The organism is Sedimentitalea sp., from assembly GCF_039973035.1.
Classification (GTDB): Bacteria; Pseudomonadota; Alphaproteobacteria; order Rhodobacterales; family Rhodobacteraceae; genus Sedimentitalea.
This window is the reverse complement of sequence record NZ_JBDWLR010000012.1, coordinates 14907-27563: the sequence shown is the minus strand read 5'-3', so window position 1 is coordinate 27563 and position 12657 is coordinate 14907. Positions and strand designations below refer to the sequence as shown.

General features: G+C 58.6%; 14 protein-coding genes. 10 read left to right on the top strand and 4 right to left on the bottom strand.

Features of this window, described 5'->3' with window-relative positions; genetic code table 11:
• Positions 1-158: 158 nt before the first annotated feature.
• The 3 genes from ABJO75_RS01610 (at position 159) to ABJO75_RS01600 (ending at position 3587) form a co-directional block, all read left to right on the top strand.
• Positions 159-905 carry an RNA methyltransferase gene (locus ABJO75_RS01610; protein WP_348132359.1) on the top strand — a complete coding sequence of 249 codons (747 nt, stop codon included), beginning with the start codon at positions 159-161 and terminating at the stop codon, positions 903-905.
• A 61-nt stretch (positions 906-966) separates the two neighbouring features.
• The gene (ctaA, locus tag ABJO75_RS01605) at positions 967-2112 is read left to right on the top strand and encodes a heme A synthase (RefSeq protein ID WP_348132356.1); all 1146 of its coding nucleotides are present in this window, start codon (positions 967-969) and stop codon (positions 2110-2112) included.
• Between the two features lie 5 nt (positions 2113-2117).
• Positions 2118-3587 carry a carboxypeptidase M32 gene (locus ABJO75_RS01600; protein ID WP_348132353.1) on the top strand — a complete coding sequence of 490 codons (1470 nt, stop codon included), beginning with the start codon at positions 2118-2120 and terminating at the stop codon, positions 3585-3587.
• 274 nt (positions 3588-3861) lie between these two features.
• On the opposite strand, the gene ABJO75_RS01595 is transcribed toward ABJO75_RS01600, so the two are convergent.
• Complete coding sequence (locus ABJO75_RS01595; protein WP_348132691.1) at positions 3862-5064, bottom strand: pyridoxal phosphate-dependent aminotransferase; 1203 nt, start codon at positions 5062-5064, stop codon at positions 3862-3864.
• A gap of 93 nt (positions 5065-5157) precedes the next feature.
• Here ABJO75_RS01595 and ABJO75_RS01590 point away from each other — a divergent pair, with 93 nt between their 5' ends.
• The 7 genes from ABJO75_RS01590 to ABJO75_RS01560 all read left to right on the top strand — a co-directional run bounded on the left by ABJO75_RS01590 (position 5158) and on the right by ABJO75_RS01560 (position 10180).
• Positions 5158-5550 carry a helix-turn-helix transcriptional regulator gene (locus tag ABJO75_RS01590; RefSeq protein ID WP_348132351.1) on the top strand — a complete coding sequence of 131 codons (393 nt, stop codon included), beginning with the start codon at positions 5158-5160 and terminating at the stop codon, positions 5548-5550.
• Positions 5547-5804, top strand: coding sequence for a succinate dehydrogenase assembly factor 2 (locus ABJO75_RS01585; protein ID WP_348132348.1), 258 nt, complete (start codon positions 5547-5549; stop codon positions 5802-5804). Before ABJO75_RS01590 ends, ABJO75_RS01585 begins: the two co-directional genes overlap by 4 nt.
• A gap of 75 nt (positions 5805-5879) precedes the next feature.
• Positions 5880-6377 carry a winged helix DNA-binding protein gene (locus ABJO75_RS01580; RefSeq protein WP_348132345.1) on the top strand — a complete coding sequence of 166 codons (498 nt, stop codon included), beginning with the start codon at positions 5880-5882 and terminating at the stop codon, positions 6375-6377.
• A gap of 308 nt (positions 6378-6685) precedes the next feature.
• On the top strand, positions 6686-7336 hold the full coding sequence (locus ABJO75_RS01575) for a histidine phosphatase family protein (protein ID WP_348132342.1): 651 nt from the start codon (positions 6686-6688) through the stop codon (positions 7334-7336).
• 12 nt (positions 7337-7348) lie between these two features.
• Positions 7349-7966: a glutathione S-transferase family protein gene (locus tag ABJO75_RS01570; protein WP_348132339.1), complete on the top strand. Its 618-nt coding sequence runs from the start codon at positions 7349-7351 to the stop codon at positions 7964-7966.
• A 12-nt stretch (positions 7967-7978) separates the two neighbouring features.
• Complete coding sequence (locus ABJO75_RS01565) at positions 7979-9034, top strand: saccharopine dehydrogenase (protein ID WP_348132337.1); 1056 nt, start codon at positions 7979-7981, stop codon at positions 9032-9034.
• Positions 9035-9037: 3 nt separating this feature from the next.
• On the top strand, positions 9038-10180 hold the full coding sequence (locus ABJO75_RS01560; protein ID WP_348132335.1) for a saccharopine dehydrogenase C-terminal domain-containing protein: 1143 nt from the start codon (positions 9038-9040) through the stop codon (positions 10178-10180).
• A 12-nt stretch (positions 10181-10192) separates the two neighbouring features.
• On the opposite strand, the gene ABJO75_RS01555 is transcribed toward ABJO75_RS01560, so the two are convergent.
• The 3 genes from ABJO75_RS01555 to speB form a co-directional block, all read right to left on the bottom strand.
• Positions 10193-10510, bottom strand: a complete 318-nt coding sequence (locus tag ABJO75_RS01555; RefSeq protein WP_348132333.1) for a DUF3775 domain-containing protein — start codon at positions 10508-10510, stop codon at positions 10193-10195.
• 168 nt (positions 10511-10678) lie between these two features.
• Entirely contained in the window at positions 10679-11359 is a 681-nt protein-coding gene (locus tag ABJO75_RS01550; protein WP_348132330.1) for a GntR family transcriptional regulator, read from the bottom strand.
• 333 nt (positions 11360-11692) lie between these two features.
• Positions 11693-12640 (bottom strand): agmatinase, encoded by a 948-nt coding sequence (gene speB / locus ABJO75_RS01545; protein WP_348132327.1) that lies wholly within the window; start codon positions 12638-12640, stop codon positions 11693-11695.
• Positions 12641-12657 lie beyond the last annotated feature (17 nt).

Sequence of the window (12657 nt, the reverse complement as noted above, 5' to 3'; positions counted from 1 at the left end):
TGCAGTCGTTTCGTCGAACCCACGGCAATCCGAGATACCGGCGGCGAAGTCTTCGCATGGCTGGCAGACGCCGAGGCATTTTAGCTCTGTTTCGGTGGCCATGCCTTGCCCTATGGCTGGGCGGGCTTTATGGCGGGATCGGATTTCCGGAGAGACCCATGCCCAAGCCCAAACCACAGCCCGCATTTGTTCTTGTGCGTCCACAAATGGGCGAGAACATCGGTGCATCCGCGCGCGCGATGTGGAATTTCGGGTTGGACCGGATGCGGATCGTGGCACCCCGCGATGGGTGGCCAAACCCGGCGGCGACGGCTTTGGCCAGCGGGGCGGGCCGGTTGCTGGACGCAGTGCAGCTTTGCGACGATGTGGTTGATGCGACGGGTGATTGTCATTTCGTCTTGGCAACCACGGCACGGACACGGGACCTCACCAAGCCGGTTGTCAGCCCTGAACGTGCCATGCAGATGGCTGCCGAAAGGATCGCCGACGGAGAAAAGGTGGCGGTCTTGTTCGGTCCCGAGCGGGCCGGGTTGGAAAACGAGGACATCGCCCGTGCCAACGTGCTGATCTCGGTGCCGGTCAATCCTGAGTTTCCGTCTCTCAATCTCGCGCAATGCGTGTTGCTGCTGGGATATGAATGGCGTCGCCAGACCGAGGCTGTCGCTGCCGAGATCGACAATCCCGGAAAATCCGGATGGGCGCAGGGGATTGAGGTCGAAAAGCTGGCGCAGCATTACGAGGCGCGTCTGGACGAGGCCGGGTTCTTTTTCCCAGAAACCAAGGCCGACAGCATGAAGGTCAACCTGCGCAACCTGTGGTCACGCTTGCCGTTGACCCAGGCCGATGTCCAGATCCTGCACGGCATCCTGCGACAGATGGTACGCTGGAAGGAACGGGGCCGGTGATGGCTCTGGACGGGACGGATGGACCGACCTAGGGTCTGGGCAAATCGCGAGCGAGGCGGAGATGAGCGAAAAACGTAGCATTTTCGAAGAGGTATCCGATCAGGGTGCGGCAAAGCCGGCTGCTCAACCCGGGCTGATCGACAAGGGGCGCGGAGGCGCGCGGCGTGGCATTCGGCTGTGGCTGATGCTGCTGTTTGCGCTTGTCGTCGTGATGATCGCGGTCGGCGGTCTGACGCGGCTGACAGATAGCGGTCTTTCGATCACCGAATGGCGACCAGTCACTGGCGCGCTGCCTCCGATGTCCGAAGCTGACTGGCAGGCAGAATTCGACAGATACAAGCAGATTGACGAGTTTCAGGTTCAGAACCAGTGGATGGAGCTCGCCGATTTCAAATCGATCTATTGGTGGGAATGGGGGCATCGACAACTGGGTCGGGTGATCGGGTTGGTCTGGGCCATCGGGTTCGCGGGCTTTTTCGTCGCTCGCAAGATCCCCGCAGGCTGGACAGGGCGTCTGTTTCTTGTCGGCGCGCTTGGTGGGCTGCAGGGGGCCATCGGCTGGTGGATGGTCTCGTCTGGTGTGACACAAGGCGAAGGCATGACCGATGTTGCCAGTTATCGGCTGGCGGTTCACCTCGGATTGGCCTTTGTCATTCTTGGTTTCATCGGCTGGTATGTCTTCATGCTCGGCCGGGAAGAGCGTGAGTTGATGCAGGCCCGTCGCGCGAAAGAGGGGCGACTGTTTGGGCTGTCGACGGGACTTTTGCACTTTGCTTTTCTGCAGATTTTGATCGGGGCGTTGGTCGCCGGCATTGATGCGGGGCGTAATTATCCGGAATGGCCGCTTATGGATGGCCAGCTGATCCCAACTGACATCTTTGTGATTGAGCCAATCTGGCGCAACTTTTTTGAGAACGCGGGATTGGTTCAGTTCATTCACCGCATGACTGGGTATCTTTTGTTTGTATTCGCGGTCGTTGTTTGGAACCGCGGGCGGCGGAGTGCCCATGCGGCCACGCGCTTTGCATTTAACGCGGCGTTTGCGGCGATGTCGTTGCAAGTCGTGCTGGGCATCGTGACGGTGCTGTACGGTGCGCCGTGGCAAGTCGCCATCCTGCACCAGCTGGCAGCCGTTCTGGTCTGGACGCTGATCCTGCGCGCCCGGTTCCTGAGCGCCTATCCCATAGCGACATCGGTGAGAGGATGATCCACATGACGGCATTTGACGCATTGATGGCGTTCCAGCGTGAAACCTCGGCTCTGGCTCAGGTCGCCGGTCGCCTAGGGTGGGATCAGGAAACGATGATGCCGCGCGGGGCGGCAGCGCAGCGCGGTCTGGAAATGAGCGCCATGGAATCGATTCTGCATGCACGTCGCTCTGCTCCGCAGGTCGGGGAATGGCTGGAAACGGCCAAGGCGAGTGCGCCTGCCGATATTGCGCAAATCCGCGAGATACGGCGGGCTTATGATCGTGCCAACAAGGTTCCTGCTGATCTTGCCAAACGGATCGCACAGGTCACATCAGAGGCGCAGGGGAAATGGGCCGCAGCACGGGCGGCAGAGGATGTGGCCGCCTTTCTTCCGGTGTTGGAAGAGGTTGTTGCCCTCAAGCGCGAAGAAGGCGCAGCGCTGGCCAATGGCGGCGATCTCTATGACGCGATGCTTGATGATTACGAACCGGGCACGACGGGCGTGCAGATTGCGGCCATTTTTGACGCGATGCGCCCGCGCCTTGTCGACCTGCGCGCGGCCGTTCTTGAAAAGCCCAAACCCAAGGGTGTGACCGGGCAGTTTGACGACGCGACCCAAATGGCTTTGAGCAAGGAACTCGCCAAAGCGTTTGGATATGACCTGAACCGTGGGCGGGTGGACAAGGCCGTTCATCCGTTCAGTTCCGGCAGCGGGTCTGATGCGCGGATCACCACCCGGACAAGCCCGACCGATCCCTTCAATTGCATCTATTCGACAATCCACGAAGTCGGACATGCCGCCTATGAACAGGGGATCGATCCCGCCTATGCCTTGACTCCACTGGGACAGGGCGTGTCCATGGGCGTGCATGAAAGCCAGAGCCGGATCTATGAAAACCAGCTTGGCCGCTCGCGGGCGTTCACCGGCTGGTTGTTCGATCGGATGAATGCGACGTTCGGAGATATCGGAATTGATGACACCGGTGCGTTCTATGCCGCCGTGAACAGTGTCGAGAACGGATACATCCGTACCGAAGCTGACGAGGTCCAATACAACCTGCACATCATGCTGCGCTTTGATCTTGAACGGGCGCTGATGTCGGGTGACTTGCAGGTTTCGGACCTTGAAACGGCCTGGAACGACCGGTTTGCCGTCGACTTTGGCTATGAGGTGGACAGGCCGTCAAACGGGTGCTTGCAGGATGTGCATTGGTCGGTTGGCCTGTTTGGCTACTTCCCGACCTACTCGCTGGGCAACGTCTATGCAGGGTGCCTCAATCAGGCGCTGCGGGACGCTGTACCCGATCTGGATGCGCAACTGGCCGCAGGCGACACGTCCGGCGCGACGGACTGGCTGCGCGAGTCTGTGCAACGGCACGGCGGGCTCTATGCGCCCCGGGACGTCATTAAGAAAGCCAGCGGGATAGAGCCATCCGAAGCTCCGTTGCTGGACTATCTGGAAGCCAAGTTCTCGGGCATCTACAGTCTTTAAGACGTATCGGCAGAACCTTCTTGCAACGGCTCACCATTTCAAGAAGAGCGTGGTCATTCTGCATAAAGGCCGAATGCGTTTCCGCCTGTCAGGGTGCTGTGGTGCAATCTGGATAGGCACCAATGTCGACAGATCGACCTATTTTCTCATTCATAGCTTGTGGGTGTCCAGCCTTTGACCGCGCCTCAAGCGAGCAACGCGGATCAGGCTTATTCACCTGCACGGCGTGACTGCAAAATTAAGTCGAAGCAGATCATGTGGTCGTGGCAAGGTGTCAGGTCAGCGACGCGCAGAACGATTGAATGCGACGACATGCTTCTTTCAATGCTTCATCAGCCGTCGCATAGCTGACCCGGAAATTCGGGCTCAGACCAAAGGCTGCACCGAAAACCACGGCGACGCCAACGTCTTCGAGCAAGGCCGTGGCAAAGGTTTCATCATCCTCGATCACCACGCCCGCCGGGGTTGTTTTGCCGATCAGGCCAGAAATGGATGGATAGACATAGAACGCGCCCTCTGGCGTCGGGCAGGTGATCCCGTCGATCTCGGACAGCATCGACACCACAAGATCGCGGCGGCGTTTGAACGTTTCGTTGTTCGGGGCGAGGAAATCCTGCGGGCCATTCAGCGCCTCGACCGCAGCCCATTGACTGACCGAACAGGGGTTTGACGTACTCTGGCTCTGGATTTTGCGCATGGCTGCAATCAGCGGAACGGGACCAGCCGCATAGCCAATCCGCCAGCCGGTCATCGCATAGGCCTTGCTGACGCCATTGCAGGTCAGGGTGCGTTCGTAAAGACGCGGTTCAACCTCGGCCGGGGTGCAGAATTCAAACCCGTCGTAGGTAAGATGTTCGTACATATCATCGGTCATCACCCATACATGCGGGTGACGCATCAGAACATCTGTCAGCGCCTTTAGTTCGTCACGGGAATAGCCCGCGCCGGTCGGGTTGGATGGAGAGTTGAAGATGAACCACTTGGTTTTTGGCGTGATCGCGGCCTCAAGTTGATCAGGTGTCAGCTTGAACCGTGTCTGCAACGAAGTCTCGGCAATCACCGGTGTGCCGCCCGCCAACAGAACCATGTCCGGATAGCTGACCCAGTAGGGGGCAGGAATCACCACCTCGTCACCGGGATTGAGTGTCGCTACCAGAGCATTGTACAGAATCTGCTTGCCGCCGGTACCGACGCTGACCTGCTCGGGTGTATAGGTCAGCCCGTTGTCCCGCAGAAACTTGGCGCAGATCGCCTGTTTCAACTCTGCGATCCCGTCCACAGCAGTGTATTTCGTCTTGCCCGCCTCGATGGCGCGAATACCCGCGGCCTTGATGTTGTCCGGTGTGTCGAAATCCGGCTCTCCCGCGCCGAGGCCAATGACATCACGTCCGGCCGCCTTCAGATCTTGCGCCATGTTGCTCACAGCGATGGTCGGAGACGGTTTGACACGCGACAGTGTCGCAGACAGGAAACTCATATCAGCCTCGATTTGTATGTTTGTCGCGACTGTCATAGGTTGCCGCCGACAGCCGATCAAGCAGGTTTCAACGCGACTCACAGGAGAGCGAAAATGAACGACCAAAACACCGACTGGTACGGGCCGGACGCCGCAACTTTCGGTGATCGCGTGGCAGGTGCGCGTGAGGCTGCCAACATGAACCAGTCGGAACTCGCCCGGCGCTTGGGGATCAAGAAAACGACACTGGTTGGTTGGGAGGACGATGTCTCCGAGCCCCGCGCGAACCGCCTGTCAATGTTGGCCGGGTTGCTGAACGTTTCGATCAAGTGGCTCTTGACCGGCGAAGGCGAAGGCCCCGCCGCGCCGGATGATGTGACCGTCGGCGAGGATTTTGCCGGTGTGTTGGCGGAACTCAGGGAAATTCGCGCCGTGATGCGCACCAATGCCGAGCGCGCCGCAAGAGTTGAGAAGAAACTGCGGCAGCTGGTGCAAGAGCGTCAATGACAGAGCAGCGCGATACCCGGATCAAGCGGCTCAAGATGCGGTCAATGCGGCGCGGGATCAAGGAAATGGACCTGATCCTGAGCGCCTATGCGGATGCGAATCTGGCCGGAATGACGACGGGCGACCTTGATCTCTATGACGCGCTTTTGGAAGAGAACGATCAGGATCTCTATCAATGGGTGACCGGGCAGGCGGCAACGCCTGCGCGCTTTGGTTCGCTGATCGGCGAAATCGCGCAAACCTTTCAAAACTGAGATGAATTCGGTTTAACCGATTCTTCGGGTTTTCCCGTCAATCTCTGACCCGAGCAGTTCGAGTCGGAGAGACGGATGAGTATGGAAATGCAAGTAGGCCCGGTTACCCAAAAAGGATTCATGACCGGATATCTGGAATCGCTGGCGTTGGTCGAACGGCTGCACCGGCTGTTGCTTGACGTGATCAAGGACGAATTCGAACGCGTGGGTATTCTGGAGATCAATGCTGTTCAGGCATTGCTGCTCTTCAATATCGGCGAGAACGAGGTCACGGCGGGAGAATTGAAAACCCGCGGATACTATCAGGGCAGCAATGTCAGCTATAACCTCAAGAAGCTGGTCGAGATGGGCTATATGCACCACCAGCGCTGTGAGATCGACCGGCGGTCTGTCCGGGTCAAGCTGACGCCGCGTGGTCGCGAGGTTCGCGACATTGTCGCCACGCTTTTCGCGCGCCATGCCGAGGGGCTGGAGGGCAGGGGCGTGATCGATGCCGATGGCATCGACGCCATCACCACGTCGCTGAAGCGGGTAGAACGCTATTGGACCGACCAGATCAGGTATATCTACTAGAACATTCCGCGCGATATCCGGCAAATCCGGGATCTAAGCGTTCTGCACGCACGGAAGGTGTTTGATGTCCCGGATTCCCGCACCGCGACTAATGGTTAAATCACTGTCGTTCCGCACCAGCACCAATGTCGTTGGACTCCCCGCCAATGCGTTAAATTGCATGGCGCCTCCGGCGTCCGGTGTTTAACTAGGCAGACGCCCCCTCAGACTTGATCGTCGCGCCGCCAATTCCCCCGTAAATTTCCTTGCCAGCCTCTGGCACCTGCGACTGCTCTCGCCTAAGACGGGGGCAAGCAGGAGCCGTCGCAATGTCCCACATCACCCTCATACGTCATGGTCAGGCCAACACCGGTGCACGGGATGAGCTTGAGTATGACCGACTCAGCGAATTGGGCCACCAACAGGCGGCGTGGTTGGGGGATCATCTGCGCATCGCGGGCAGCCATCACCCCCGGGTCTATTGCGGCACGCTTACCCGTCATATCGAAACCGCCAGCGGCATGGCCGTGGGCGACGCGGTACAAGACGAGCGGCTCAACGAGCTTCAGTATTTTACCCTGTCGCAGCTTCTGGATGAACAGCATGGAATTCCGATTCCGCAGGAGCGTGAAGGCTTTATCGCCCATCTGCCCAAGGTCTTTGACGCCTGGCGCAACGATGAACTTGAGGGTGCGCCCGAGAGCTTTGAGGCGTTTGAAACCCGGGTAAACGATGCTCTTCAGGAAATCGCCACGGAAAGCGGTCCGGCGTTGGTGGTCACCTCGGGCGGGTTGATTGCGATCGCAATGCGTCGGTTCATGGATCTGAACATGTCTGCCACGGCACGCGTGGCCCTGGCCATCATGAACACGTCGATGCATCGCCTGTTTCCCATCGGCGAGCACCTCAGCCCGGTATTGTTCAATGCGGTGCCGCATCTCGATACGCCAGAGCGGCAATTCGCCCAGACTCATTTCTAGGAGATCGACGGAATGCTGACACTCCACTACATGCCAGGAACGATCTCGATTGCCACCGCGATCGCACTCTTCGAAGCAGATCTGCCATTTGAGGCGGTCAAAGTCGATTTCAAGACCGCCGAACAGACCAAACCCGCCTATCATCAGATCAACCCCAAAGGCCGGGTGCCAGCTTTGGTCACGGATCAAGGCACCCTTACCGAAACCGGGGCATTGCTGGAATTTGTCGCCGCCAGCGCGCCCAAGGCAGGTCTTGTTCCGCAGGATGCCATGCAGGCCGCGCGGATGCGCGAGGTGATGTATTATCTCGCGTCCACCATGCATGTGAACCACGCTCACAGGATGCGCGGTAGCCGTTGGGCCACCCGGCAGGAGTCGTTTGATGACATGACCGCCAAAGTGCCCCAGACCATGTCCGAAAGTGCAGCCTATATCGAGGCCCACGGCCTCGCGGGTCCGTACGTTCTGGGGGATGCCTTCAGCATTGCCGATCCCTACCTGTTTGTGATCTGCGGCTGGCTTGAGGGCGACGGTGTTAATGTCGCAGACTATCCCAAAATCACCACGTTCATGGATGCCATGAACGCCCGGGCATCGGTGCAAACCGCACGCGCCAAGGGCATGATCTGAGGAAAATTCTTGATGACACATCTATGGGTTCGGGCGGAACAACGGGCAAACGAAGAGCGCGTCGGTTTAACGCCTGCAGGCGCTGCGCAATTGATTGAGGCGGGAGTGCGCGTCACGGTCGAAGAAAGTTCGTTTCGTGCCATCCCTCTCGACGGTTATCGCGAGGTTGGATGCGAAATCGCTGTTGAAAACAGTTGGCCGGATGCCCCTGCTGACGCCATCATCTTTGGCCTTAAGGAACTGCCCGAAGACGGCACACCCCTGACCCATCGGCACATCCTGTTCGGCCACGCCTACAAGGGGCAGCCAGCTGGGCAAATCCTGCTAAAGCGGTTCAAGGCTGGCGGCGGCAGGCTCTATGATCTTGAATATCTTGTCGATGAATCTGGACGGCGGGTGGCCGCGTTTGGTTATTGGGCCGGTTTCGCAGGCGCGGCGGTTGCACTGAAATGTTGGGCCGCGCAGCAACGTGATGAAATTGCCGGTCCCGTGTCGACCTATTCTGGGTCCAAGGCGCTGTTGTCCGAACTCGCTGCTGAACTCAAGGCAATCGGTGCGCAGCGACCCACGGCCTTGGTGATCGGTGCGCTTGGTCGCGTTGGCTCTGGTGCTGCTGATCTTTGTGCAGAGATGGACGTGCCGGTGACGAAGTGGGACATGAAGGAAACCGCCCACGGGGGGCCGTTTCCCGAGGTTCTGGACCACGACATCTTTCTGAATTGTATCCTTGCCCGCCCCGATACACCCGTCTTTGTACCCGCCATCGCCAAGACCGCGCCGCGCCGATTGACCGTGATCGGCGACATCGCCTGCGATCCGGACAGCGTGTTTTCGCCGGTCAAGGTTTACGATCGCACGACCACTTGGGATGAGCCAGCGTTGCGGGTTCAGGATGTGCCCGTTCTGGATGTCACGGCCATCGATAATTTGCCCTCGATGCTGCCGGTTGAGAGTTCCGAGGACTACGCGGCGCAACTGCTGCCATCCTTGCTGACACTGGATGATTTGTCCGGAGGTGTCTGGGGCCGCGCCAAGGCGACATTTGACGAACACAAGAAAGGACTCTGAGAAATGACAATTCACTGGTGTGGAACCGGTCTTTCGGCAATTCCCGGCCTTCGGCGTCTGCTTGAGGCGGGCCATGATGTCACCGTCTGGAACCGGACAACGGACAAAGCGCGCGAAGCCGTTGGCGATTTGACCGACCGGATCAAAGCCTTTGATATCGATGCATTGGCCGGGCAACTGGTCGCTGGAGATGTGATCGTTTCCATGCTGCCCGGCGACTGGCACGTTCCACTCGCGGAACTGGCCATCGCAAACAAGGCGCATTTTGTCAGTTCCTCATACATCGCGCCTGAAATGCGCGCGCTCGATGCCGCCGCACAGGCCGCTGGTGTTGCTCTGGTCAACGAGGTCGGGCTTGATCCGGGGATCGACCACCTGATGGCCCATGCGTTGATGGACGAATACCGGGCGTCGCCGGCGTTTGACGCTGCCAATCACATCAGCTTCATTTCCTATTGCGGCGGTGTTCCCAAAAACGCGAACCCGTTTCGCTACAAATTCAGTTGGTCGCCTCTGGGCGTGCTGAAGGCTCTGCGCTCTCCCAGCCGTTCAATCCGGTCCTACTCCGAGTTGCAGGTAGATCGCCCATGGGACGCGATCAGAAGCTATGCCGCACCACTGCCAACACCGGAAACATTTGAGGTTTATCCAAATCGCGACAGCCTTCCGTTCATGGAGCAATACGAGTTTGAGGACGACTGGCAGGTCAAGGAATTCGTGCGCGGAACCTTGCGTCTGAACGGGTGGGCCGACGCATGGAAAGACGTGTTTGCCGAGGTGGAAACGCTGTCAGGCAGCGAAGGCGACGCACGGCTTAAGGAAATGTCGGACCAGTTCTGGGCCGAGCACGCCTATGACGAAGGCGAACCCGACAGGGTGGTGCTGTGCGTCAGCCTGGACGCCGAGCAGGATGGCGTTTCGGTCTGGCACAAGACCTATGTGATGGATGCCTGGGGGGATGCGCGTGGCACCGCCATGGCGCGGCTGGTTTCGATTCCGGTTTCGCTCGCAATCGAAGCGGTGCTCAATCACGAGATTGCCGCCGGGGTCCACGCCGCCCCCAGCGATCCCAAGCTGGTGGAGCGCTGGATGGGTGAAATCGACAGGTTGGCACAACATCTGCAAATCGTGGACCATCTTGCCTAGGGGCGAGGATGCCTACATGAGGTCGTCTTCGGCCTCGGTTGCAGAAATTCCAAGGGCGTCCAGACCATTTTCCAGATGGTCGGACATATGCGGTGTTCCCAACAGGTAGTCAGCGCAAGGCACGGACGCCTCTGTCTTGGCCGTGGCAATGGCCTCGGCCAGGTTGCCAACATCGAAACTATCGCGCCCGATCCACATGATGGCGACCAACTCGGCCTGCTCATCCTCGCTCAGCCGCTCGATAAAGGCGCGCAATTCGCCCTCGGCACGGTGTAATTCGCGCGACATCAGGATCACCTGTGCCACCTTGCGCGGGGAAATCTCGAGCATGACGTTCTCTCCTGTTCGCTGTCTGATGCCTCAAACTGCCACGGGAGATTTGGGCACGTCCTTGATCTTGCGCAAATAACGATGGCCTGATGCACAGGTCAGGGCCTGTCGATGCAACCGGTCATGTGATCAGGCGACGCTGAGTGTTTGAGTGGCCAGATTGCCGCGCTATTCGAAATACTCGGTGTTCATCGAATGAATCTCGGTAATCGTGCCATCCAATCGGCCCAGATGGGTCCGGATAACATCTTCGGCCTTAGCTGCATCGCGCTCACCAAGTGCTTCAACCAAATCGCAATGATCCTGATACAACGTGTCGATTTCGCTTTTCCGTCCGAGGCTGAGAACACATAATCTGTCGATCTTGCGCTTGCACTCCCGAATGGTGTCGAACGCCAAGCGGTGACCTCCCAGTTCGCAAATCTGTTGGTGAAAGTCGTAATCCAGCGCGTGAAAGGTTTCCGGCTGATCACGCTCCATCGCGTCCATCTGCTGGGCAAGGTTTCCCCTCAGAATTTCGCAGTTCTCGAGTTTCCAGTTTGCGCAAGCGCGACGTATGACTTCCAATTCGACGGCCAGTCGCACGAACCGTTCATGCGCAATGCGTTCCATCGAGAAGCCGCGCACTTCGGTTGCCTTTTGCGGTCGAATGAGCAGCAGATCTTGCGACTTGAGCTTGTTGAACGCATCCCGCACGGGCTGGCGGGATACGCCGAACCGCTTGGCGATTTCCACCTCTGACAGTTTGGTTCCCGGCAACAAGGTGAGCGACACGATCTCTTCGTACAACCTGTCAAAGACCATGTCGGTTGTCGTGCGGCGTTCGGTTACGTCCGTGGCAATCTGCATTCCGCGCCCTTGCTAATTTCTTTGCCCAATTGAGGGGCGAAGACCACTTTGTGTTATCCGCTTAAAAAGGAGCGACAACGCCATCCCTCCACCACTTGAACGGCTCGGCGCTGGCGGTCCGCACATGCGAAGTTTATTATCTGTCTGGTATGCTAGTCATCTAATGGGGGTAGCGCAATACATTCCTGTACACAGCCGGTGCAGCCCTCGCATTTCGGGGCGGCCACTGGGACCGCCCTTAGAAGCAAGCGATTGCGGCAATCTAAAGTGTACAGAGTCTGTGTAGCCTCGGCCAACCATCGCCGCAGAACGCAGTGGCCGAGGCTGGACTCGTCAGGTGCGCGGCTTGACGCCGGGCAGTACGCAGAGCATTTCGAACAGGATGTTGGCGGCGAGAACAGCGGTTGCACCGGTCTGATCGTAGGGTGGTGAAACCTCGACAAGGTCGCAGCCGACAATGTTGAGGCCAGCCAGACCACGGATCAGTTCGATACCCTGATGCGAGGTCAGCCCGCCGGGTTCTGCCGTGCCTGTGCCGGGCGCATAGGCGGGATCGAAACTGTCGATATCAAAGGTTACATAGACCGGACCGTCACCCATTTGTGCACGCACCTCTTCCATCAGGGGGGCGAGGGACTTGTACCAGATTTCCTCGGCCTGCACGACGCGCCAGCCCTGTTCGCGTGGCCAGTCGAAATCGCCCGCCTCATAGCCGGTGGCGCGCAGCCCGATCTGGCAGACCCGTGAAGGATCAAGCAATTGATCTTCGTGCGAACGACGGAAAGGTGTCCCATGCGCGATTTCCTCGCCGAACATCAGGTCATTGATGTCGGCATGAGCATCTACATGCACAAGGCCGACAGGCCCGTGTTTCTTGGCAATTGCCTTGAGAACCGGATAGCTGAGCGTGTGATCGCCACCGAGCGTCAGCGGGATGACGTCGTGCTTGAGGATCTCGTCGTAACGTTCTTCGATGATCTGGACCGACCGTTTCAGATCAAACGTGTCGATGGCGATATCACCGATATCGGCAACTTGCAGGGAGTCGAATGGCGACACCTTGGTCCACATGTTGTAGGGTCGGATCATCGCGCTCTCTGCCCGGATGTGGCGCGGGCCGAAACGGGTTCCGGACCGGTGCGAAGTGCCAATATCCATAGGGATACCGACGAAACAGGCGTCCAACCCTTCGGCGCTTTCCTGGTGTGGCAGCCGCATCATCGTGTTCAGCCCGCCAAAGCGGGGCATTTCGTTTCCGCCAAGCGGTTGATTGAAAGCCATGTCGGTCTCCCTGCTGT

Excerpts from the sequence above, each read along its gene's own strand:
- ABJO75_RS01550 (WP_348132330.1), bottom strand. The coding sequence starts at position 11,359 with ATGCAGATTGCCACGGACGTAACCGAACGCCGCACGACAACCGACATG.
- ABJO75_RS01600 (WP_348132353.1), top strand. The coding sequence starts at position 2,118 with ATGACGGCATTTGACGCATTGATGGCGTTCCAGCGTGAAACCTCGGCT.
- ABJO75_RS01595 (WP_348132691.1), bottom strand. The coding sequence starts at position 5,064 with ATGAGTTTCCTGTCTGCGACACTGTCGCGTGTCAAACCGTCTCCGACC.
- speB (WP_348132327.1), bottom strand. The coding sequence starts at position 12,640 with ATGGCTTTCAATCAACCGCTTGGCGGAAACGAAATGCCCCGCTTTGGC.
- ABJO75_RS01555 (WP_348132333.1), bottom strand. The coding sequence starts at position 10,510 with ATGCTCGAGATTTCCCCGCGCAAGGTGGCACAGGTGATCCTGATGTCG.
- ABJO75_RS01610 (WP_348132359.1), top strand. The coding sequence starts at position 159 with ATGCCCAAGCCCAAACCACAGCCCGCATTTGTTCTTGTGCGTCCACAA.
- ABJO75_RS01570 (WP_348132339.1), top strand. The coding sequence starts at position 7,349 with ATGCTGACACTCCACTACATGCCAGGAACGATCTCGATTGCCACCGCG.
- ABJO75_RS01585 (WP_348132348.1), top strand. The coding sequence starts at position 5,547 with ATGACAGAGCAGCGCGATACCCGGATCAAGCGGCTCAAGATGCGGTCA.
- ABJO75_RS01565 (WP_348132337.1), top strand. The coding sequence starts at position 7,979 with ATGACACATCTATGGGTTCGGGCGGAACAACGGGCAAACGAAGAGCGC.
- ABJO75_RS01575 (WP_348132342.1), top strand. The coding sequence starts at position 6,686 with ATGTCCCACATCACCCTCATACGTCATGGTCAGGCCAACACCGGTGCA.
- ABJO75_RS01590 (WP_348132351.1), top strand. The coding sequence starts at position 5,158 with ATGAACGACCAAAACACCGACTGGTACGGGCCGGACGCCGCAACTTTC.
- ABJO75_RS01560 (WP_348132335.1), top strand. The coding sequence starts at position 9,038 with ATGACAATTCACTGGTGTGGAACCGGTCTTTCGGCAATTCCCGGCCTT.
- ctaA (WP_348132356.1), top strand. The coding sequence starts at position 967 with ATGAGCGAAAAACGTAGCATTTTCGAAGAGGTATCCGATCAGGGTGCG.
- ABJO75_RS01580 (WP_348132345.1), top strand. The coding sequence starts at position 5,880 with ATGAGTATGGAAATGCAAGTAGGCCCGGTTACCCAAAAAGGATTCATG.